The 19,874-nt window shown below is 60.9% G+C and carries 21 protein-coding genes and 1 riboswitch; of the genes, 8 read left to right on the top strand and 13 right to left on the bottom strand.

What is annotated here, in order from left to right; translation table 11 throughout:
* Window positions 1-2 precede the first annotated feature (2 nt).
* Window positions 3-695 carry a B3/B4 domain-containing protein gene (locus tag BN1123_RS02300; RefSeq protein ID WP_042025127.1) on the top strand — a complete coding sequence of 231 codons (693 nt, stop codon included), beginning with the start codon at window positions 3-5 and terminating at the stop codon, window positions 693-695.
* Window positions 696-775: 80 nt separating this feature from the next.
* On the opposite strand, the gene BN1123_RS02295 is transcribed toward BN1123_RS02300, so the two are convergent.
* Window positions 776-1,948 carry a CD0519/CD1768 family membrane protein gene (locus tag BN1123_RS02295; RefSeq protein WP_042025126.1) on the bottom strand — a complete coding sequence of 391 codons (1,173 nt, stop codon included), beginning with the start codon at window positions 1,946-1,948 and terminating at the stop codon, window positions 776-778.
* 510 nt (window positions 1,949-2,458) lie between these two features.
* Here BN1123_RS02295 and BN1123_RS02290 point away from each other — a divergent pair.
* Genes BN1123_RS02290 through BN1123_RS02275 form a run of 4 tightly spaced genes read left to right on the top strand, consistent with a single transcriptional unit; the run spans window position 2,459 to window position 4,627 of the window.
* Window positions 2,459-3,094, top strand: coding sequence for a Vat family streptogramin A O-acetyltransferase (locus BN1123_RS02290; protein ID WP_042025125.1), 636 nt, complete (start codon window positions 2,459-2,461; stop codon window positions 3,092-3,094).
* A 28-nt stretch (window positions 3,095-3,122) separates the two neighbouring features.
* Complete coding sequence (locus BN1123_RS02285) at window positions 3,123-3,542, top strand: GNAT family N-acetyltransferase (protein ID WP_042025124.1); 420 nt, start codon at window positions 3,123-3,125, stop codon at window positions 3,540-3,542.
* A gap of 4 nt (window positions 3,543-3,546) precedes the next feature.
* Window positions 3,547-4,062, top strand: a complete 516-nt coding sequence (locus tag BN1123_RS02280) for a hypothetical protein (protein ID WP_042025123.1) — start codon at window positions 3,547-3,549, stop codon at window positions 4,060-4,062.
* Window positions 4,063-4,084: 22 nt separating this feature from the next.
* On the top strand, window positions 4,085-4,627 hold the full coding sequence (locus tag BN1123_RS02275; RefSeq protein ID WP_042025121.1) for a GNAT family N-acetyltransferase: 543 nt from the start codon (window positions 4,085-4,087) through the stop codon (window positions 4,625-4,627).
* Window positions 4,628-4,889: 262 nt separating this feature from the next.
* On the opposite strand, the gene BN1123_RS21960 is transcribed toward BN1123_RS02275, so the two are convergent.
* The 3 genes from BN1123_RS21960 to BN1123_RS21950 are packed head-to-tail and all read right to left on the bottom strand — an operon-like array spanning window position 4,890 to window position 5,577.
* Complete coding sequence (locus BN1123_RS21960; protein ID WP_326938633.1) at window positions 4,890-5,264, bottom strand: hypothetical protein; 375 nt, start codon at window positions 5,262-5,264, stop codon at window positions 4,890-4,892.
* Window positions 5,209-5,394, bottom strand: a complete 186-nt coding sequence (locus tag BN1123_RS21955; protein ID WP_326938632.1) for a hypothetical protein — start codon at window positions 5,392-5,394, stop codon at window positions 5,209-5,211. The genes BN1123_RS21960 and BN1123_RS21955 overlap by 56 nt, the downstream gene beginning before the upstream one ends.
* 30 nt (window positions 5,395-5,424) lie before the next feature.
* A complete protein-coding gene (locus tag BN1123_RS21950) occupies window positions 5,425-5,577 on the bottom strand; it encodes a hypothetical protein (protein WP_326938631.1) in 153 nt (50 codons plus the stop codon).
* 517 nt (window positions 5,578-6,094) lie between these two features.
* Between BN1123_RS21950 and BN1123_RS02265 the strand changes: the two genes are divergently transcribed.
* Complete coding sequence (locus BN1123_RS02265; RefSeq protein ID WP_156130314.1) at window positions 6,095-7,369, top strand: radical SAM protein; 1,275 nt, start codon at window positions 6,095-6,097, stop codon at window positions 7,367-7,369.
* A 636-nt stretch (window positions 7,370-8,005) separates the two neighbouring features.
* On the opposite strand, the gene thiH is transcribed toward BN1123_RS02265, so the two are convergent.
* The 9 genes from thiH to BN1123_RS02215 all read right to left on the bottom strand — a co-directional run bounded on the left by thiH (window position 8,006) and on the right by BN1123_RS02215 (window position 17,864).
* The gene (thiH, locus tag BN1123_RS02260; RefSeq protein WP_082037447.1) at window positions 8,006-9,277 is read right to left on the bottom strand and encodes a 2-iminoacetate synthase ThiH; all 1,272 of its coding nucleotides are present in this window, start codon (window positions 9,275-9,277) and stop codon (window positions 8,006-8,008) included.
* Window positions 9,274-10,041, bottom strand: a complete 768-nt coding sequence (locus BN1123_RS02255) for a thiazole synthase (protein WP_042025117.1) — start codon at window positions 10,039-10,041, stop codon at window positions 9,274-9,276. Before BN1123_RS02255 ends, thiH begins: the two co-directional genes overlap by 4 nt.
* A 1-nt stretch (window position 10,042) precedes the next feature.
* On the bottom strand, window positions 10,043-10,249 hold the full coding sequence (thiS, locus tag BN1123_RS02250) for a sulfur carrier protein ThiS (RefSeq protein ID WP_042025116.1): 207 nt from the start codon (window positions 10,247-10,249) through the stop codon (window positions 10,043-10,045).
* Window positions 10,246-11,022 (bottom strand): HesA/MoeB/ThiF family protein, encoded by a 777-nt coding sequence (locus BN1123_RS02245; RefSeq protein WP_042025115.1) that lies wholly within the window; start codon window positions 11,020-11,022, stop codon window positions 10,246-10,248. The genes thiS and BN1123_RS02245 overlap by 4 nt, the downstream gene beginning before the upstream one ends.
* The gene (gene thiE / locus BN1123_RS02240) at window positions 11,012-12,622 is read right to left on the bottom strand and encodes a thiamine phosphate synthase (protein WP_042025113.1); all 1,611 of its coding nucleotides are present in this window, start codon (window positions 12,620-12,622) and stop codon (window positions 11,012-11,014) included. The genes BN1123_RS02245 and thiE overlap by 11 nt, the downstream gene beginning before the upstream one ends.
* Window positions 12,619-14,661, bottom strand: a complete 2,043-nt coding sequence (gene thiC / locus BN1123_RS02235) for a phosphomethylpyrimidine synthase ThiC (RefSeq protein WP_042025112.1) — start codon at window positions 14,659-14,661, stop codon at window positions 12,619-12,621. The genes thiE and thiC overlap by 4 nt, the downstream gene beginning before the upstream one ends.
* Before the next feature lie 263 nt (window positions 14,662-14,924).
* A riboswitch (TPP riboswitch) is annotated at window positions 14,925-15,038 on the bottom strand.
* Between the two features lie 109 nt (window positions 15,039-15,147).
* A complete protein-coding gene (locus tag BN1123_RS02225; RefSeq protein WP_042025110.1) occupies window positions 15,148-16,626 on the bottom strand; it encodes an aerolysin family beta-barrel pore-forming toxin in 1,479 nt (492 codons plus the stop codon).
* Between the two features lie 278 nt (window positions 16,627-16,904).
* Entirely contained in the window at window positions 16,905-17,375 is a 471-nt protein-coding gene (locus BN1123_RS02220; RefSeq protein WP_042025179.1) for a hypothetical protein, read from the bottom strand.
* 72 nt (window positions 17,376-17,447) lie between these two features.
* Window positions 17,448-17,864, bottom strand: coding sequence for a hypothetical protein (locus BN1123_RS02215; RefSeq protein ID WP_042025109.1), 417 nt, complete (start codon window positions 17,862-17,864; stop codon window positions 17,448-17,450).
* Window positions 17,865-17,952: 88 nt separating this feature from the next.
* Here BN1123_RS02215 and BN1123_RS02210 point away from each other — a divergent pair, with 88 nt between their 5' ends.
* Window positions 17,953-18,621 (top strand): response regulator transcription factor, encoded by a 669-nt coding sequence (locus BN1123_RS02210; protein ID WP_026458199.1) that lies wholly within the window; start codon window positions 17,953-17,955, stop codon window positions 18,619-18,621.
* Window positions 18,618-19,829 (top strand): sensor histidine kinase, encoded by a 1,212-nt coding sequence (locus tag BN1123_RS02205; RefSeq protein ID WP_042025108.1) that lies wholly within the window; start codon window positions 18,618-18,620, stop codon window positions 19,827-19,829. The genes BN1123_RS02210 and BN1123_RS02205 overlap by 4 nt, the downstream gene beginning before the upstream one ends.
* Window positions 19,830-19,874 lie beyond the last annotated feature (45 nt).

Below are 19,874 nucleotides of genomic sequence, written 5' to 3'. Positions count from 1 at the left end.
TTATGTCGTTGATAACACCCCTGATTGCCCCCGAAGTCACTCCCATCGCTCCCGGATTCAGAGCCCTCAGCATCACGGTGCAGGCGGCGGCCATCAGCGATCCCGACGTGGGCGCTCGTGCGCTGGACAGCGCCTTTGCCGCCATGGCGCAGGGGGATGCCCCATGGGCCGAGGCGCACCTTAGCGCTTGGGCGGACGTGTTCAGGAAATTTGGTGCCAAGCCGCAGCGCACCCCTTGCTCCGCCGAGGCGCTGAGAAAGCGGGTGGCTCGCGATGGCAGCCTGCCGAGCATCGACCCCATCGTCGATCTCTACAACGCCATCAGCATCGAGTACGCCATCCCGGTCGGAGGGGAGAACCTGGTCGCCTATCAGGGCATCCCCCGTCTGGTGGTGGCCGATGGCAGCGAGCTGTTCGACACCGTCAAGGGGGGTGAAACCGCCCACGAATCTCCCGAGCCGGGCGAAGTGGTCTGGCGGGATGACAAGGGCGTCACCTGCCGGCGCTGGAACTGGCGGCAGGGGGTGCGCACCCGCCTCAGCGTGGAGTCCAGCAAGATGTGGTTCATTCTGGAGAGCCTGCCCGAGATGCCGCTGGAAGCCCTCCATGAGGCCGGGGAGAAGCTGGTAGCCGGCATTCGCCAGATGATGCCGGGAGCCCTGATCGAACAGGTCCTGATTGGCGAGCAGGGCTGAGCCCCTTTCCCCCTGACGACACCGGCAGGGGCAGAAATGCAAAGAGGCTCAGAAGAGCCTCTTTTTTATGCCTTGCCCACTTAGCCGAGCAGCAGATAGAGCTGGTGCGCCGCCACCCCGGCGCACAGGCCGCCGACGGTGTGGGCCACGATGGCGCGAGAGGTGAGATGACGATAGCCGAGGGCATCCAGCATGGCAGTGTGGGTGCTCAAAAAGCCGCTCCAGCACATCCCCATGGCGGTGAACACGGCCACCTCGTTGCCGGTGATCCACCCCTTGGCGATAAAGGGGGGCACCAGCGACATGGCCGCGCCGACCGCACCGAGGGAGGTGGCCGGGAAGGCGACCAGCTCCGGCTGCTGGAAGCCGAACAGCAGATCAAACAGCCAGCCCGCCTTGGCCGCCAGCACAGGCAGCAGCGCCACCCCCTGGAAGGCCTCGCCGGTATAACCCTTCTCCCCCGGGCCGAAGGTCAGCAGCATCACGAAGGTGCTGATGATCAGCACCCCGGGGATCACCGCCATCCCGAGTTCGACGCCGGACTTGCCGCCATCGAGCAGGGAGTTGAGCACCCGCAGCCAGCCCGGCGCCGCCTCTTTGCGAAGGCCCGGCTTGGGACCATGGGTTCCCTCCAGACTCTCGGGCAGCACCTCGCCAACCAGCGGGCGGATCATCCGCTGCATCAGTCGGGTGGATACCACTGAGCCCACCAGGGCCCCGAGCAAGCCGATCAGCGCCGCCGTGGCGGTGGATTCACCGCTCGGCAGCTGCAGGGTAGCCATAAAGGTCACCACGATCAGCCCCATGCCGAAGGCGGTGCCGAAGTTGGTCAGCGATACCAGCTGCCAGGGGGTGAAGCCCTTGCGAAAGCGGCTGTCCCTGGCGAGGCTGATCACCGCCGGGTTGTCGGAGAAGAAGGTCATCAGGGCCGCCAGGGCGGTGCGACCCGGTAGGCGAAACACCGGCTTCATCAGGGGCGCCAGCAGCACCTCCAGCAGGCGGATCACTCCGAACTCGCTCAACAGCTGGCTCAGGGCACCGGAGAGCACGGTGATCCCCATGATAAAGAGCACGGTATTGAGCAGCAGCTGGTGCGCCGTGTTGAACAGGGTATTCACCATGGCGGAGAGGCCCATCTCGCTACCCAGATAGCCAAACAGTCCCCCCAGGATCAGCAGAACCAGCACGGGTTCCAGCCAGCCACGAAGGGCGGCTAGCCGCCCCTTGGATTCGATAACTACATGGTTTTCCATATCTATCCTGCGTTGTGTCTGTGCGTGTGTTGTTATGGTGGCGTCAGGGCCCACGCCAAATGACAAGCCCCCGTCTTGCGACAAGGGCCCGCTGAACTGGCTCCTCCCGCCGGCCCTGCGCCTGCGGCCTATGCGCGGCCACCGTCACACCCGACGGCGCGACTGGCTCGGCACAACCGGCTGAGCCGGGGAGGAGAAATACGCTGGGGAGTGGGCAAGCCAGCGCGGCCAGCCCGCCATCGCACCGGATGGCGTTCAATCCCCGGCCGGCCAGCATTGAGGGGCGGGAGTATAACAACTGGGGTCAGTCAGTAAAAGAATCGGCGGCCGCGGGGGCCTTTTCCCCCGGCCCCACGCCAAACAGGGCTCCAATGGCAGCACTTTTGCCTGTTTCTATATCCTCATCTGGCGGCTCTCAGAGTGGCAGCCTGCGCCATGCCACAAAAAGGTGGCGCCGCTCCTCTCGATTCCGTTACGGTAACCCGAGCTCAGATTCGAAAGGAGCACCCCATGCACGGACCCGACCCCACCAACCCGCACCCCATGGCGGGCTTCCCCCAGGTGTGCTTTATCAAGAACACCATCAAGGGGCCCAATATCGAAGTGGGGGAGTACACCTACTACGATGACCCTGAGGATTCGGCAGGCTTCGAGCGCAACGTCCTCTACCACTTCCCCTTCGTCGGCGACAAGCTCATCATCGGCAAGTTCTGCGCTATAGCCCGCGGGGTCAAGTTCATCATGAACGGTGCCCACCACCAGAGCTCGGGCCCCTCCACCTACCCCTTCTTTATCTTCGGCAACGGTTGGGAGAGTGCCGCCCCCAAACCTGGCACCCTCCCCTACAAGGGGGATACCGTGGTTGGCAACGACGTCTGGATAGGTTACGAGGCCCTGATCATGCCGGGGGTGAAGGTCGGTAACGGCGCCATCATCGCCGCCCGCGCCGTGGTCACCACTGACGTGCCCGATTACGCCGTGGTCGGCGGCAACCCCGCCAAGGTGATCCGCTACCGCTTCGACGACGACACCATCGCCCGTCTCAACGCCATCGCCTGGTGGGACTGGCCGGTGGAACGGATCAGCCAGCACGTGGCGCTGATTAGCAGCGGGGAGATCGCCGAGCTGGAAGCGGCAACCCGATAGAGACGACCACCATCAAGCAGGAAGCACCATGCAACTAACCCCACCCCAACCGCCTCAGGCCCATGAATTCGAGGCCCTGCGTCGTGGCCTTAACGGTTTCAACGAAGCAGTCACCGGCCCCCTCCATCGCGAGCGGATCGCCAGCTTTATCAAGGATGAAGAAGGGGTGGTGCTGGGCGGTATTCTGGGGGAGATAAAATGGGGCTGGCTCCATATTGAGGGGCTCTGGGTCGATGACGCCATCCGTCAAACTGGCTGGGGTGCCCGCCTGCTCTCCGCCATGGAGCAGTACGCCAGAAGCCAAGGCATCACCAATTTTCATCTCGAAACCACCAGTTTTCAGGCCCTCCCCTTCTACCAGAAGCAGGGCTACGAGATCTTTGGTCAGCTGCCCGATATGCCGCCGGGGCATGTGAGTTACTTTCTGAAAAAGCAGGAGCAGTTATAAGCCGATGAGAAAGTTGAACCTCCCAGCAACAGACAAGACGCCGAATGACTGCTGTTGTCCTCTCCATCTACGCCTTGCTTTGCTCTTCCCGCTACTTGCGCTCAGTTCCAGCGCCCTTGCCCTGTCACTGCACGACCTGGATCCGGCGTTTGAGCGGTGCGAAGCGATCAAGTCACAACACGGCGCCACACTGCCCGCGAAAAGCGACCCCTTCTGGTCGCTGGAGAGGGGACAACAAGTGACCGCGCTTATCTATCTGCATGAGAAGAGCATGGAACGCTGCACCGCAGCAGAGGTCGATGCGCTGGCGCTCAAGGCGTTCCATCAAGCCGTAGAGGGAGACGGCACCTTTCTCGACACCCTGATCAAGGCAAGGGCTACCACCCTGAAGCCAGCCCAGAAAACCCAGTTGCAGCAGATGAGTCAGGCAGAGTTGGAGCGGCTATCCAGCCTGAAGGAATTTGCTCAGCCATTCTCGCTGACCGCTTACCTCAAGCAACTGGGCAGCGCCGCCCCATAGCCACCCTCAAGCAGGAGGCCCTATGCAGCTCACCACCCTTGCCAACACCCAGATCGTGATCCGCCCCTTCGAGCCGGGCGATGCCGATGAGTTTGTCCGAGCGGCCCACGAATCGATCGAGACGGTCGGCAGCTGGATGAGCTGGTGCACTCCCTCGTTCAACCAGGAGCAGGCGCTGGCCTGGTTTGCCAGCTGCGATCAGGATCGCGCCGCAGGACGTGCCTTTGACATGGGCATTTTCTGCGCCACCACCGGCCAGCTCTTGGGTGGCGCTGGCATCAACCAGCTGTCGCCCCATCATCGCTACGGCAATATCGGCTATTGGGTACGGCAATCCCGCCAAGGCTGCGGCATCGCTAGGCAGGCCGTCGCCCTGCTCCGTGACTTCGGCTTTCAGCAGTTGGGTCTATTTCGGCTGGAGATCGTGATGGGGGTCGACAACACGGCCAGCGAAGCCGTTGCCATCGCCGCCGGGGCCACCTTTGAATGCCGGGCCAGAAATCGCATCTTCCTTCATGGCCAACCCCTTGATGCACATATCTACGTCCTTGTTCCCGCCAACTGAAGCATGTCACTCCTCATTTGGGGACTCCCACTGTTTTGTATAAGGCACTGACTCATCATGCAGGCATCTGGATGCCTCTCATAACGGCACGACGGACTAGCGTTACCGCCAGAGCAGTTGGATGAGAACTCACAATATGGCTGTTGCGGATACGAAATCCACACGGAGACAATAGCGGTGGGTCATGCCAGACAAGCCTGGATAATACGGTGTCATCGAGAGGCACTAAAAAGATTCAGACTGCAGGCTGGTTACATCGTCACTACCCGCAGTGGTGGGCGTAGAGTTCTCGAGCCACACCGTGGTCAACGGCCCGGATACCGCGTCGCTTGAACAGCCTCACCTTCTTGAGCCAGTCATCACCATCGAGTTGCAACCGTTGCAGGATGGAGGAAAGCGCCTCGGGAATATGTCCCAGCTTGTCGTCGCGAATGGCACGGCTGATCCAGTCGACCAAGACCAGATAGTCGGTGAAGGTGTAGGGGAGTGACTCGGGTTTACCCTTCTGAGCGAAAGAGAGTAGCAGGGGTGGCAACTCGGTGGTTTGTGCTCTTCCCAGACGCTGGCTGATGCTGGTGTAGTCACTCTTCTTCAGGTGTCTCAGCCAACTTGGCTCGCACGGGGTTGAGCTCCACATAGGCCATGCAGGCCAATAGCGCCGATTCCGTCAGCAGGGCCTGGCTCTTGAAACGCCCCTCCCTGAAGTGACCCTTGCAGCTATCTTCCTGATTGGCCTGACGGGCCAGCCCCTCATTGAGCAGGCGCACAAACCAGCAGATGGAATAGAGTCGGCCACGCTACTCTTCTATCAGCCCTTGCAATCCCGAGAGCTCTGGCTCAATCAGGGTATCCCCCCTGATACCAGCGTCGAGCAGCGGCCACTGAAACAACCCGGCCCAGCGCTCGGCCACCTCCTGCTCGCTCCAACCCTGCGCCTGCCCTGCATCCACTTTCAGCACTAGGTGGTAGTAGAACGTATTCTGCAGATTGATCTAACGTGAGCGGGCGATGGTCATGGCAAGTTCCCCCTTCGCTGTCGCTTAAGCCAAGCTTCGCGCTACACCGCTGTCAAAATGGTGGGTGTCTCAGTATCTGTCCAGTATTTGTCGAGACGGCTCTACAGGATCAGATCACCGAGATGACAGATAGTTCCCCGATTTGAGCAACAAGGCCTCTCTGGGGTATCATACGGGTCTTCAAACTATCTCAAGGACCTGTATTAGGAAGATACCCCCTATAAGTGGTCATATATCTTCGATGGATGGGAAGGCCAGCGCTATAGCTTCTGAATAATGCATGGGCAATTCAGGAACTGATTTGTGTGTATGGATAGTGGGTTAGATCATGTTCAAAAAGGGACTGAAATTGATACCGAAGGATGTGCGCTCTAAAGTAGCGTAAATGAGACACCAGTTTGAGGCAGGTGTCAGGTGATAACTAGGTCTGTACATAGATGAAGGGCTTTATATGTTTAAGACAATTTACTTCGACATTTCAGGGGTGTGCAACGCACACTGTCGATATTGTGTTAGTGGGAAAAAATCCATATCTGGCTCTGCACATCGTAAGCAAGGTTCATTTATTGGAGTACAAGAATTCCATAACTCCATTGAACACATGTTAAACAAAGGGGTTATTAGTTGTGGTAGTGAGGTTGTTTTATATAGCTGGGGTGAGCCTTTTTTACATAAAGAACTTAAAGAAATCATTGAGATAATAAAGTCGAAAGGTCTATATTATAACCTTAGCACTAATGCATCAAAATGCACTGATTTCAATAAGGATGAATTATCCAATCTCAAAAGCATTACTTTTTCAATGCCAGGATTTAGTCAAGCATCCTATGATAGGATCCATGGTTTTAAATTTGATAGAATTATAAAAAACATTTCCGATATGGCTTTATCTCTTCGAGAAAACAACTATGTAGGTGAAATGGTTCTTGCGTATCATATATATAAATTTAACTTGGATGAGATAAATTCCGCTGCAGCTTTTGCAAAAAAAAATGATATGGTTTTTGTCCCTTCACTTGCATATTTAAATGGTTATGACATGTTTCGTCATTTTCTAACGAAAAACATGTCGCCTCAGCATATTGAAATGATTTCTACAGAGGTTTTTACCGACCATTTGAGAGAACTGCAGTTACGCAGGCCAGCAAATTATATCTGCCCGCAATTTGAGCGTCTTTCGATAGATGAAAATAGTAACGTACTCATGTGCTGTGCAATGGAAAAGGCATGTGGAGAACAAGGGCTGGTTGGCAATCTATTCGATATGGATCTTATAGAAATTCAAAAAAAAAGAAATGGCATGGAAATTTGTAATGAGTGTTCATCCTTGTCAATTGATTATATAGCCCAGAGTCCCGTTGGAATAATTGAGTTTCTTAGGTTTTACGGTGACCTATTCAATATTGTTGATTTCGATACGGCTAAAGAAGTAGTCGATGGTGATATATATATATATGGTACAGGTGAAACGGCAGATTCACTATTTAATACGTTTCTGCAAAGTAAATCATTTAATGTCAAGGGGGTTATTTATAGTTCTTCTATAGATGGAGATTCTGTTTTTAACGGATTTCCTGTCGATAATCCCAATGTGTTACATAAAAAAAGCGAAGCCAAGATACTAATTGCCTCATTGTCAGAAAAATCAATTAATGAAATACAATTCATGCTTCGAGATGAATTTGAACTATCAAATCCAATCTTAAAATTCAAAATAAATGTGTAGCGTATTGTTAATATAAGCAGTGGAATGAGTGAGACTATTTCCTAAATCAGGCAACAAATAAATTTGGCTGTACAGATCCAGTTATCACCTGACACTGGCCTCAAACCGACGTCTTGCTTTCCTCTTATTCGCTGAGGCGAGCCCGCTTATCCAGGCCGCGAGACAGGATGTCGAGAGAGCGGCGCCGGGCCATGGGCCAAATCGGGAAAGGGTAAGCACAGCTCGACCCGATTTGGCGCGAGAACAGGGATGTTCGAAGCGGACTTTGGCCGAAGCCATGGATGGCGAAGGCCAAAGGCCCGTCGGCGCGTACCGTCGGACAGGCGGGTGAGCCGAAGGAACCCGACGTCAGTCTGGTGAATAAGCGGGGGTGGCCGCTCGATTGGTGACTTTTCTTTGGCCACGCAAAGAAAAGTTACTCGCCCAAGCCCGAAGGGCGGGCGAAACCCCTTCGAGGCCAGCGGCCTCGCGTCCTGCACGGCAAGGCCGTGCCATTCCCCCATCATACGGAGCGGACGATTACGCCTGACAGCTAATCGACCCTACGATTGCACGGCGCAGCCGTGCCTGCTTGCCACAGGCACGGAGTCTGGCTGGACGCCGGGGTGCCACCAGCAAAGGGGGGCATGGCCGCCCCTATCGGCCCAAAAACGGCTCCCAATCTTTAAACACCGGCTGCAATCCCGCCTGGCGCACAGCGGCGGCCACCTCCCCCACCGGGCGGTCGTCGTGGATGGCGAACTGCTCCAGCTCCTCAGCATCCCCTTCCGCATAGCCACCCGGCTGGGTGCGCGACTCGGCCGACATCTGGGTGATGCCAAGGCGCACCGCGCCGTTGCGAAACGCCGGCGATTCCCGGGTCGAGAGGGACAAGTCCAGGGTCGGCGAGAAGAGGCGCCAGGCGCAGATAAGCTGGGCCAGCTGGCGATCCGACATGATCACTTCCGGCTCCAGCCCGCCAGTGCAGGGGCGCAGGCGCGGAAACGACAGGGAATAACGGCTCTGCCAGTGGTGGCGCTCAAGCCAGCTCAGGTGCTCGGCGACAAAATAACTGTCGGCGCGCCAATCCGCAGAGAGGCCGATCAGCGCCCCCAAGCCAATCTTGTCGATACCGGCGCGGCCGAGCCGGTCCGGCGTGGCGAGGCGCCATGCGATGTCCCGCTTGTTGCCGCGCAGATGGTGGCGAGCGTAGGTGGAGGCGTGGTAGGTCTCCTGATAGACCATGACGGAGTCTAGGCCGAGGCTCTTGAGCTCGGCATATTCAGCTTGCAAGAGGGGCTGCACTTCCATCGCCACCGTGCTGAAGTGGCGGCGGATGATGGGCATCACCTCGCGAAAATAGGCGAGCCCCACCTTGTGCTCGTGCTCGCCGGTCACCAGCAGCACGCTGTCGAAACCACGCGCCTTGATGGCCAGACACTCGCGCTCTATCTCCTCTGTGTTCAAGGTCTTGCGCTTGAGGCGGTTGCTCATGGAGAAGCCGCAGTAGGTGCAGTCGTTGGCGCACAGGTTCGACAGATAGAGGGGCACATAGAAGCCAATGGTGTTGCCAAAGCGCTGGCGGGTCAGCCGCTCGGCCTCGGCGGCCATCTGCGGTAGATAGGCTTCGGCGGCTGGGGAGATCAGCGCCATAAAATCGACCAGGGTGCGGCGGGGGGCGCTCAGCGCTCGCGCTACATCGGCGGCGGTCTTGGCACGCACCTGCATCCCCACATCGTCCCAATCAAGCGCCTGCCAGCGATCGAGGAAGCTCTCGGACTTTCTCTCAACCCCCTCCCGGCCTCCCCCTTCATAAGGGGGAGGTGTTAATCCGCCCCCCCGGTCTCCTACTTCACAAGAGGGCGGAGTCAACGCACCCTCCCCTGACAAGGGGAGGATTGGGGTGGGGTCATTGGCATGCTGACTCATAGCGCCCCCAGAAAATCGGTGAGCGGGCTGGAGGCCTGGGCCTGCACGCCGCGCGCACCCAGGCCCGCCTCATAGGCGCTGCGCCCGGCGCTGCAGGCCAACGCGAAGGCGCGGCCCATGGCAACCGGATCGCTGCTCACCGCGATGGCGGTGTTGACCAGCACGGCGTCGGCGCCGAGCTCAAAGGCGGCGGCCGCGTGGCTAGGCGCACCGATCCCCGCATCCACCACCACAGGCACATTGGCCTGCTCGACGATGATGGAGAGAAACTCCCGGGTCACCAGCCCCTGATTGGAACCGATGGGCGCGCCGAGCGGCATCACGGCGGCGCAGCCCACCTCTTCCAGCCGTTTGCACAGCACGGGGTCGGCGCCGCAGTAAGGCAGCACCACGAAGCCCTCTTTCACCAGCTGCTCGGCGGCTTTCAGCGTCTCGATGGGATCGGGTAAGAGATAGCGGGGATCGGGGTGGATCTCGAGCTTGAGCCAGTTCGTTCCCAGCGCCTCACGGGCAAGGTGGGCGGCAAACACCGCCTCGGCGGCGGTCTTGGCGCCGGAGGTGTTGGGCAAGAGCTTGACCCCGAGTTGCAGCAAGGGGCTGAGGATATCGTCGTGGGCCTTGCCCGGTTCGAGGCGCTTGATGGCCATGGTGACGAGCTGGGAGCCGCTCGCCTCGATGGCGGCGGCCATCAGATCCGGGCGGGCAAACTTGCCGGTGCCGGTGAAGAGGCGCGAGGAGAAGGTGTGATCGGCAATCTTGAGCATGTCAGCCTCCTGCAATGGCAGTGAAGAGGTGGAGTTCGTCCCCGTCATTGAGACGGGTCTCGGCCCAGCGGCCACGGGGCAGCACGGCGCCGTTAAGGGCCACCGCCACCCCCTGGGGATGGACGCCCTGGGCGGCCAGCAGGTCGGCCACGCTCTGCCCAACCGCCAGCGGCTGGGCTTTATCGTTGAGTCGAATGGTCAAGGTCATGGGGTGATTTCCTTGTGCGGCCCGCAAACCGGGCAATCGGGATCGGGGGCCAGAGTGAGGGTCTGCCACTGATGGGCCAGCGCATCGAAGCGGCGCAATGTGCCAGCGACCGGGCTCGGCAGGCCGAGCAACACTTTCAGTGCCTCCAGCGCCTGCAAGGTGCCCATCACCCCGACCAAAGGGCCGGTGACGCCGCTGGTCTCGCAGCTCTGACTGACTTTCGTATCCTGCGAATAGAGGCAGGCGTAGCAGGCGTGATCAAAGCTTGTGCGCGCCATCAGCTGCCCCTGCCAACCCACAGCGGCGGCGGAGATCCAGGGCTTGCCCTGGGCCACGCAGGCGGCGTTGATGGCCTGGCGGGTGGCCAGGTTGTCGCAGCAATCGACAACTAAATCCACCTCAGCCACAAACTCCGGCAGGCTGGCGGCATCGAGTCGCTGGTTGATGGCGATCAGCTCCACCAGCGGGTTGTGAGCGGCCAAGCACTCGCGGGCCAGCTCCGCCTTGGAGTGGTTGACTGCCTCGCTATCGAACAGGATCTGGCGCGGCAGGTTGCTGGAATCCACCGTGTCGCCATCGGCGAGCCAGAGGGTGCCCACACCGGCCCCGGCCAGATAGAGGGCGAGCGGCGAGCCGAGCCCGCCGAGGCCCACGATCAGCACGGACTTATCTTTGAGCCGCGCCTGACCCGCCTCCCCCACTTCCGCCAGCATCAGCTGGCGGCCGTATCTGAGATACTCTTTGTCACTGAGAGATGCGGCATCAGAGCGCATGTTCCACCTCCCGCATCACACAGGCCGAACGTGGCTCGTCCCCCGCCCCCACGGCGGCGAGCAGCCGCTCGGTCGCCCCCTGCCAGTCGTCACTGGCGGTGATGGCCGAGACCAGCGCGATACTACCGACCCCACTCGCCTTGACCGCCGCCACCCGCTCCTCGCTGATGCCGCCGATGGCGACCGTCGGCCAGTCGCACATCAGGGCGCGGTAGCGGTGCAGCCGCTCCAGCCCCTGGGGGCGCGAAGGCATCGCCTTGGTGTTGGTCGGGAAGATATGGCCGAGCGCGATATAGGAGGGGGCCAGCTCGCGGGCCCGCATCAGCTCGAAGTAGCCGTGGGTGGAGATGCCAAGGCGCAGCCCGGCGGCCTGAATGGCGGCGAGATCGGCGGTCTCCATGTCCTCCTGCCCCAGATGCACGCCCCAAGCGCCCGCCTCGATGGCCTGCTGCCAGTAGTCGTTGATAAAGAGCCGCGCCCCATGACGGCGACCGAGCGCGACCGCCTCAGCAATGGCCGGCGCCACCTGGGCGACGGGCAGGTTCTTGATGCGCAGCTGGATCGTCTTGACCCCGGCCCCCAGCAGGCGTTTGAGCCACTTGACCGAATCCACCACCGGATAGAGGCCGAGGTTGTGTTCGGTCGGCGCGAAGGGGCCCTGCGGCAGGCGGGCACTGCTTGTCTCATACAGGCCGAAGCGGCGATCCAGGGCTGACCCCGCCAGCACTGCGCGGGGGAAGTGGGCAAGATCGGCTGGCCAACCCAGGTGGGCGATGGGGCCGGGGCCTGCCCCCACCCCCTGCGCCGCCGCCAAGCCTTGTTGCAGGTAGGCGCGCGCCAGGGTGATGGCGTCTTCCACCGGGTAGTCCTGCGCCACCACGGCGGCGATGGCGCTGGCGTAGCAGCAGCCGGTGCCGTGGCCGTGGCGGGTATCGAGGCGCGGCGCTGCCAGCCAGAATTCGCGGGTCTCATCCTGGTAGTAGTCGAGGCAGAGATCCCCGCTCCACTCAAGGTGGCCCCCCTTGACCAGCACGGCGCGGGCGCCGAGTTCGCGCAGTCGCCGTGCTGCGAGGCGCACCAGCTCAGGACTGGTGGCTGGCAGACCGGTCAGGGCTTCCAGCTCGGGGCCGTTGGGGGTAATCAAGGAGAGGCGCGGCAGCAGGTGCTCGCGCACCGCCGCCAGCATGCCGGGCTCTGCCATGGGGGTGCCAGTGCTGGCGATAGCCACCGGGTCGTAGACCACGAAGGGAGCATCGACGGTCGACAACCTGCGGGCCAGCACCTCCACATGGAGCCGGGTCGGCAACAGGCCGATTTTGATGGCGGCGGGCGGCAGATCGACGCTAAGGGCGTCGATCTGGGCGGTGAAGGTCTGCATTAACACGGGGTCGACCATCTTCACCGCCACCGAGTTCTGGGCCGTGATGGCGGAGATGACCGAACAGCTGTGCACGCCCAGATCGTGCATGGTGTGCAGGTCGGCCTGAATGCCGGCCCCGCCGCCGGAGTCGGAACCCGCTATGGTCCAGACCACGGGGCGCGGAACCGCCGTCACCGCTGTCAGGTCGGCGGGGCTAAAAGCCCCGCGCTCCCTGTTCACGCCTCCTCCCCTGCGGCCTGCTTCAGGGTCGCCGCCTGGTGGTAGATCTCGCCGCCGGTCTCCTTGAAGGTCTCCGCCATCCGCGCCATGCCGCTCTCAACGTCGGCCTGCTTGAAGGTCTCCGTCTCCTTACGGGCCATGCCGCTCTCCACCTCGGCCACGACCCGCTCCTGCTGGCCATCCATGCCGACCATCTTGATCTCTACGGCTTCCAGCTTGGCGGCGTAGTCGCGCACGTCCTGGGTGATCTTCATGGAGCAGAACTTGGGCCCGCACATGGAGCAGAAGTGGGCCACCTTGCCGGACTCCTGGGGCAGGGTCTCGTCGTGGTAGGCGCGGGCGGTGTCGGGATCCAGCGCCAGATTGAACTGATCCTCCCAGCGGAACTCGAAGCGCGCCTTGGACATGGCGTTGTCACGGATCTGGGCGCCCGGGTGGCCCTTGGCAAGGTCAGCGGCGTGGGCGGCGATCTTGTAGGTGATGAGCCCCTGCTTCACGTCTTCCTTGTTGGGCAGGCCCAGGTGCTCCTTGGGGGTCACGTAGCAGAGCATGGCGCAGCCGTACCAGCCGATGAGCGCCGCACCGATGCCGGAGGTGAAGTGATCGTAACCCGGTGCGATGTCGGTGGTGAGCGGGCCCAGGGTGTAGAAGGGCGCCTCGTGGCAGTGCTCCAGCTGCTCGGTCATGTTGCGCTCGATCATGTGCATAGGCACGTGGCCGGGGCCTTCGATCATCACCTGCACGTCGTACTCCCAGGCAATTTTGGTGAGCTCGCCCAGGGTGCGCAGCTCGGCAAACTGGGCCTCGTCGTTGGCGTCGTAGACGGAGCCCGGGCGCAGGCCGTCACCCAGCGACAGACTGACGTCGTAGGCGGCGCAGATCTCGCAGATCTCGCGGAAGTGTTCGTAGAGGAAGTTCTCCTTGTGGTGGGAGAGGCACCACTTGGCCATGATGCTGCCACCGCGGGAGACGATGCCGGTGAGGCGCTTGGCTGTCATGGGCACGAAGCGCAGCAAGACGCCTGCGTGGATGGTGAAGTAGTCCACCCCCTGCTCAGCCTGTTCGAGCAGGGTGTCGCGGAACAGCTCCCAGGTGAGATCCTCGGCGATGCCGCCCGTCTTCTCCAGCGCCTGGTAGATGGGCACTGTCCCGATGGGCACCGGACTGTTGCGCAGGATCCACTCGCGGGTCTCGTGGATGTAGCGGCCGGTGGAGAGATCCATCACTGTGTCGGCGCCCCAGCGGGTGGACCACACCAGCTTCTCCACTTCCTCTTCGATGCTGGAAGTGACCGCCGAGTTGCCGATGTTGGCGTTGATCTTCACCAGGAAGTTGCGGCCGATGATCATGGGCTCGGCTTCCGGGTGGTTGATGTTGCAGGGGATGATGGCGCGGCCGGCAGCCACTTCATCGCGCACGAACTCGGGGGTGATGTTTTCGGGCAACCTAGCGCCAAAGCCCTGGCCCGGATGCTGGGTGCGCAACAGCTCGGAGCGCACCCGCTCGCGGCCCATGTTCTCGCGCAGGGCGATAAATTCCATCTCGGGGGTGACGATGCCGGCGCGGGCATAGTGCAGCTGGGTCACCCGGCGACCCGGCTTGGCGCGCCGAGCGCTGGGCAAATGCTCGAAGCGCAGGTGATCCAGCCCCTCGTCGGCCAGGCGCTCTTGGGTGAAGACGGAGCTTAGGCCCTCGAGCGCCTCGGTGTCAGCGCGCTCCAGCACCCAGTTTTCACGCAGGCGCGGCAGACCGCGGCGCACGTCGATGGGGGCAGCCTCTTCCCCATAGAGGCCCGAGGTGTCGTAAACCGGCACCGGCTCGTTGGGCTCGAACCGGGGATCCTCTTTGGTGCCGCCGACGAAGGTGTCGGCCAGCTGGATCTCCCGCAGGGGCACCCGGATGTCAGGGCGGGAGCCTTCAATAAAGATGCGGCGGGAATTGGGGTGAGCCATCCCCTTGAGGTTGTCGATAAAGGTCTGGGCGCTGGATCGCTGCTCGCGGCGGCTGGATTTGGTGGTATCAGATACGGAAGTAGACATAGCAAAACTCACATTAACTGGTTGAAGTTATGGGTGTTTGCTTGTCTGGAGTTCGAGGAGAAGATGAACTTGCGGCGGGGTGTGCTGGGGGGAGTGAGTCGGGCATGGATCTTCCCAGCTCTGCCGTCCCGTGTTTCCCTTGCTCTGGAGACCCGGCGCCCTATGGACAACCGGATGGGGCAGCCTCCCCCTGTGCGCCTGCAACGGCCAGAGGCGGTCTGCCTCTGGCTGGCGGGAAGGTGCTCCTTCCCCGGCGCGGTAACCCGCAAGTTACCCTTGTTTCCCTTCGCAGGTCTTAACCTGATCAGGTTCCACGGATCCCGAATTAACGGTCTCAGCTTAGCGTCGTTCGACGGTCAGCACTCCGACAAGATGGCGCCAGTATAAGTGGGGTTTTGCAAAGTACAACCCATTAACACGCCCGACCAGTGCAAAAGAAAGACCGGGCACTGGGCCCGGTCTGGTCGTTACGTTGCGTGTGCTTGTTTAATTGCGAGCCGGAGTCACCGAGAGCGTGACATTCTCGAAGCCCAGCTCGGCAAGCTCCTGGGCATCCAGCGGGATGTCCAGCTTGAGCCCGGTATTGGCACCGTCCACGCTGCGGGTACGGCGTACCTTGCTGTCGCTGCCAAGCGGCACCGGGGTGCCGATCTCGATATTGCCGGCGAACTGGCTCTCGGCGCGGAAGTCACCCGTGATGCTGGCGCGAACCGGGCGCAGTACCCTGGCCAGGCTGTCCTGCATGGTGGCAAGGCCGTTCTGCTGGATGGCCCAGTTCCAGTCCCACCACTTCATCTCGCCAGGGAGGTAGCGCTTGTCCCACTGGTAACGGATGCTGCTCGCCTTGTCTTTGAACGGACCGATGGCGAAGGTGTGACTCAGGGTCGGACGATCCTCGGGATGGGTATGCCAGGCGTTACCACCCCAACGCAGAAAGCCGTTGAAGGTCAGGTCATAGCTCATATCCGCTTTGAACTCATAGGGATAGGAGATGTTCGCCTTGTAGAGCTCGATCTTCACCGGTACCCGGGAATGGGCGGGCACGACCGGACGTACCGACTGGGACAGCGCAGTGGTGACGCCCCCTCCGTTCTGGGAGGCCCAGGACTGGTTCGCGGCAATCTCGATGGAGACCTCGGTCTCCCCCACCAGCGGCCACTTGAACTTGTTCTTGGTCGAGACCTTCTCGCTCAGGCCATAGGTGTTGGTCTTGGACCAGTTGCTCATGGTGGTATAGTTCAGGGTCACGTCATAACCGGACTGTGGCGTGTCGCTGATGTTGGTCGCCCAACCCACCACGGTGTGGACCAGGGTACGCTCTGACTGGGTCACGTCGCCGTGGCTGAAGCTGCCCGGATCCAGGGTATAGGCGAAGTTGCTGACCCGGATGCTGCTCTTCTCGTTGCAGCGATAGCCGTCGCATTTCCCGCCGTCGTTGCCACGCAGCACCCAGTCGTCCCCCTCCTGGATCACGTCCATGTCATCCCCGACAAACTGGCTGTGATCGCCTCCGACCCAGGCATAGCCGAGATAGTGGGCCAGATAACTCACCGGCTTGATGAAATTGGCGCTGTCGTGAACCATACGCCATTGCACATCCACCGCATCGCCGTCAGGAATATTGAAGGCGGGCAATACAGGTATTTCTGCCGTGGCGGGACGAGTGGGATAACACCAAGTTGTCGATGCTTTACCCGGTTTTATTTCACCGTTATAACCTGGCCCAAGAATAACCCAATTATTGGCCAACCCACTGATTTGCCACTGCCCCATCATGGCCACAATATTATTCCGGACACTCTGTGCTTCTTCCCGGTTAATTGGACGATAATCAGCACCGCAGACATCTTCCCCAAGAGAGAACAACCGCAGCTGGTCAGGATAGATGGGCTCTGCAGCACCGGCCTGGGCGGCCAGCGTGGCGGAAATGATTAATGACAAGCCTGTTATTTTGAGTGCTTTCATAGCAACCCCTTATTTTTGGAGAACAACACGAATGAGAGGGTTATTTTTATTAACAAGCAGCACGCCAGACCACCATATCAGTCGAGGTTATTTAGACTCAAGCAGGAATATTTAATTTCATGATCTCAATATGACGAAAACGTTTGAATTGGAGTTATCACTTTAATGACTAAATACTTATAAGCGATCCTCTTTAAATGAAATAAAATCTAACAATTTTATATATTCTTAAATATCCTGACTTATTGGATAAGACAGAGAATAGATATTTCCCGGTTTTATTCCGTGATTTCATCTTCCGGATTGACGACCAGGATCTCCTGCAGGCTCCCTGCTTCATCCCGGGTCAGCACCAGCTCGCGTCCGGGTTGCAGGTCACCGGGCCCCCCGTTGAGCCAGCGGGTATGATGATCAAACGCCACCTCCCCCAGCCCCGCCATCGAGAGCGTCCCGGCACCTTGTGCGATCAAGGGTACCTGCGCCCGCCGCCACTCATCCGGCTGCCGGGGTGGCGCCAGAGCAATCTGCTCGGCCACGCCATCACGGCTCCAGATGGCCAGACGCATACCGGGCCTCAAATCAGATAACTGCCGAATGCCCTCCAGCCGGGCGCTGCCCAGTTCGAGTTCGGCTCCCTGAAACTGCAGGCGCAGGCCGTCGTTGTGTTCCAGTTCCACCAGCCAGAGTTCGCGCTCGGCAGCCTGGATACAAAAGGGCAGAGAGAGGAGAAGAAGGATGGCGGGTTTCATGTGGCGGCCCATGGTCAAGTGCAGGAGAAGCCTTAACTATGGGCCGGGATGGAGAGATTTTCCGCTGGCGTGTCAGTCGTCCTGGCGGCAGCGGCTCAGGCGCATGCCGTCGAATTTGCACTCCAGCTCGAGCCAGCGCCCTTCGAACGGGGCCAGGCTGTTGTCCGAGGTGGTATAACCCCAGATCCGCCCCCGCTCGACCGGCCCTTCCAGCTCCATCTCGTCCGCTTCGTCGATCGCTTCCACTTCCCGCACGTAGCGCACACCGTCCAGCACCACCCCTTCCAGATCGACCCAGGTCCCCCCCAGATCGTCTTCGTTGAGCCAATCCTTGAAGCGGGTCTGATCGTCGATCACAAACGGCAGACCATTGACCATCAGCTGCCCCAGCTGCCAGGTGGTGCGGCCGGTCAGCTTGAATTCGGCGGCATGTGCCATGCCAAATGGCAGCATGAGCAACAACAGCAGGGCACAGATAGGTTTCTTCATCGGGGATCCTCGGGGTTACACTGGCACACAGGATGCCGTATCCGGTGTGAAAAGACCGTGAAAAGGTCGCTGACCAGGAGAGCAAAGCATGAAGATTTTGGTTGTGGAAGACAATCCTCAGGTAGCGGAAACCATCATGGATTATCTGGAGCTGGCGGGCCACAGGCTGGATTGCGCCTATCACGGCCAGGCCGCCCTGCAGTTGCTGGCGGAGCAGCGCTTCGACGTCATCATCATGGACGTCATGATGCCGCGCCTGGACGGCCTGAGCGCGGTAGCCCGCCTGCGCGAGCAGGGCATTGCCACCCCGGTGCTGTTTCTCACCGCCCGCGACAGCCTGGAGGACAAGCTGGCCGGCTTCAAGGCGGGGGGTGATGACTATCTGGTCAAGCCGTTCGCCATGGAGGAGCTGGAGGTGCGCCTGCAGGCCCTCAGCCTGCGGGGGCCACGCGGAGACGTGGGTGCCATCAGCGTGGGCGAGCTGACCGTCGATGCCGCCAGCGGCCGTGCCACCCGGGCCGGGGTCGAACTCAAGCTGGGCAAGATCCCGTTCCGGATCCTCACCCTGCTGGCTCGCCGTGCCCCCGCCATCGTCAGCCGCCAGGAGGTGCTCGACACCGTCTGGGGGGATGAGGAGCCGGACTCCGACGCCCTGCGCAGCCACATCTATGCCTTGCGCAACGCCCTCGACAAGCCCTTTCCGACCCCCATGCTGGAGACCCTGCACGGCCAGGGCTACCGGCTGGTGACCCCATGAGCCTGCCGAGCCTGCGCCGTCGCCTGGTGGTGGCCCTTGGCGGGGCCGGCCTGGTGCTGCTGATGCTGATCTCGGGCCTGATGCTGGTGGCCGAGGACAAGATGGAGGAGCTGAGCCTGCGCCACTGGCTGGAGGCTGAGGTGACCCGCTACGGCGATGACTGGCTGCGCCTCGGCATGGCGGCGCCGGCGCCGAGCCCGCGCCAGTTCTCCAGCTACTGGACCGAGGCCGGCCGCCTGCCGGTCTGGCTCAGGCCCTACCAGACCCCCGGCTTTTTCGAGCATCAGCTGGGCGAGGAGGACAAGCACTTCCTGGTGGCGCGCCACCCCTCTGGCAAAGGGCTGCTCTATCTGGTGTTCAACGACGACGCCGACGATTACCTGGATCCTTACGAAGACAAACTGCATCTTGCCACCCGGCTGATCGGGCTGGCGCTTCTGCTCGCCTTCATCGGGTTTGGCATCTGGCTGGTGCGCCACATTACTGGACCGTTGCAGCGGTTGCAGCAGCGGGTTGCCCACCTCACCCCGGATCAGGCGGACTTCGTGCCCGATGCCCCCTGGCAGGAGCTGCGGGACATAGAACAGGCGCTGCTGACCGGCAAACAAGAGGTCAGCGCCGTGTTTGCCCGCGAGCAGGAGTTCAGCCGCTTCGCCAGCCACGAGCTGCGCACCCCTAACATGGTGATCCAGGGTTCCGCCGCCCTGCTCGGCAAGGTGACCGATCTGCCCGCCCCGGCGGCCCGCGCCACCGTCCGCATTCGCGCCGCCGCCGACGAGATGGCCCTGCTCACCGAGACCTTCCTGCTGCTGGGGCGCAAAGAAGAGGTGGAGCGGCCGCCACAGCAGGTGGCGCCCTTGATTCGCCGGGAGCTGGCCCGCCTTGCCCCCTTGCTGCAACGGGAGTCCCTCGACATCCGGCTTGAACTGGACGAGGCAAGCGAAGTAAACGCTCCCCTCTCCCTGCTCGCCATTGCACTGGGTAACCTCTTGAAAAACGCCCTCAGCTACGCCGAAGGTCATATCGAGATCGAGTTGCGCGGGCAGGTGCTCACCATCAGCAATCCGACAGCGGCGGCGCCGGATCAGATCCTCGGCTACGGCTGCGGCCTCACCATCATCCAGCGCATCTGCGAGAAGCTGGACTGGCAGATAGAGACCCGGCTGGAAGACGGCATCTTCAGCGCCCGATTGGCGATGAGTCCCTGAAACAAGAAGGCGCCCGAGGGCGCCTTCTCTTTATGCTGCTTGATG

Origin of the sequence: Aeromonas enteropelogenes (assembly GCF_000819845.1) — a bacterium.
Lineage (GTDB): Bacteria > Pseudomonadota > Gammaproteobacteria > Enterobacterales > Aeromonadaceae > Aeromonas > Aeromonas enteropelogenes.
Note: the sequence above shows the minus strand (reverse complement) of the source record. Positions and strands in the feature narration are given on the sequence as shown.

Excerpts from the sequence above, each read along its gene's own strand:
- BN1123_RS02255 (WP_042025117.1), bottom strand. The coding sequence starts at position 10,041 with ATGCTCAAGATTGCCGATCACACCTTCTCCTCGCGCCTCTTCACCGGC.
- BN1123_RS02275 (WP_042025121.1), top strand. The coding sequence starts at position 4,085 with ATGCAGCTCACCACCCTTGCCAACACCCAGATCGTGATCCGCCCCTTC.
- BN1123_RS02225 (WP_042025110.1), bottom strand. The coding sequence starts at position 16,626 with ATGAAAGCACTCAAAATAACAGGCTTGTCATTAATCATTTCCGCCACG.
- thiC (WP_042025112.1), bottom strand. The coding sequence starts at position 14,661 with ATGTCTACTTCCGTATCTGATACCACCAAATCCAGCCGCCGCGAGCAG.
- BN1123_RS02245 (WP_042025115.1), bottom strand. The coding sequence starts at position 11,022 with ATGCGCTCTGATGCCGCATCTCTCAGTGACAAAGAGTATCTCAGATAC.
- BN1123_RS02265 (WP_156130314.1), top strand. The coding sequence starts at position 6,095 with ATGTTTAAGACAATTTACTTCGACATTTCAGGGGTGTGCAACGCACAC.
- BN1123_RS02290 (WP_042025125.1), top strand. The coding sequence starts at position 2,459 with ATGCACGGACCCGACCCCACCAACCCGCACCCCATGGCGGGCTTCCCC.
- BN1123_RS02215 (WP_042025109.1), bottom strand. The coding sequence starts at position 17,864 with ATGAAGAAACCTATCTGTGCCCTGCTGTTGTTGCTCATGCTGCCATTT.
- BN1123_RS02210 (WP_026458199.1), top strand. The coding sequence starts at position 17,953 with ATGAAGATTTTGGTTGTGGAAGACAATCCTCAGGTAGCGGAAACCATC.
- BN1123_RS21960 (WP_326938633.1), bottom strand. The coding sequence starts at position 5,264 with ATGTGGAGCTCAACCCCGTGCGAGCCAAGTTGGCTGAGACACCTGAAG.
- BN1123_RS02220 (WP_042025179.1), bottom strand. The coding sequence starts at position 17,375 with ATGAAACCCGCCATCCTTCTTCTCCTCTCTCTGCCCTTTTGTATCCAG.
- BN1123_RS02295 (WP_042025126.1), bottom strand. The coding sequence starts at position 1,948 with ATGGAAAACCATGTAGTTATCGAATCCAAGGGGCGGCTAGCCGCCCTT.
- thiH (WP_082037447.1), bottom strand. The coding sequence starts at position 9,277 with ATGAGTCAGCATGCCAATGACCCCACCCCAATCCTCCCCTTGTCAGGG.
- BN1123_RS02280 (WP_042025123.1), top strand. The coding sequence starts at position 3,547 with ATGAGAAAGTTGAACCTCCCAGCAACAGACAAGACGCCGAATGACTGC.
- BN1123_RS02285 (WP_042025124.1), top strand. The coding sequence starts at position 3,123 with ATGCAACTAACCCCACCCCAACCGCCTCAGGCCCATGAATTCGAGGCC.
- BN1123_RS02300 (WP_042025127.1), top strand. The coding sequence starts at position 3 with ATGTCGTTGATAACACCCCTGATTGCCCCCGAAGTCACTCCCATCGCT.
- BN1123_RS02205 (WP_042025108.1), top strand. The coding sequence starts at position 18,618 with ATGAGCCTGCCGAGCCTGCGCCGTCGCCTGGTGGTGGCCCTTGGCGGG.
- thiS (WP_042025116.1), bottom strand. The coding sequence starts at position 10,249 with ATGACCTTGACCATTCGACTCAACGATAAAGCCCAGCCGCTGGCGGTT.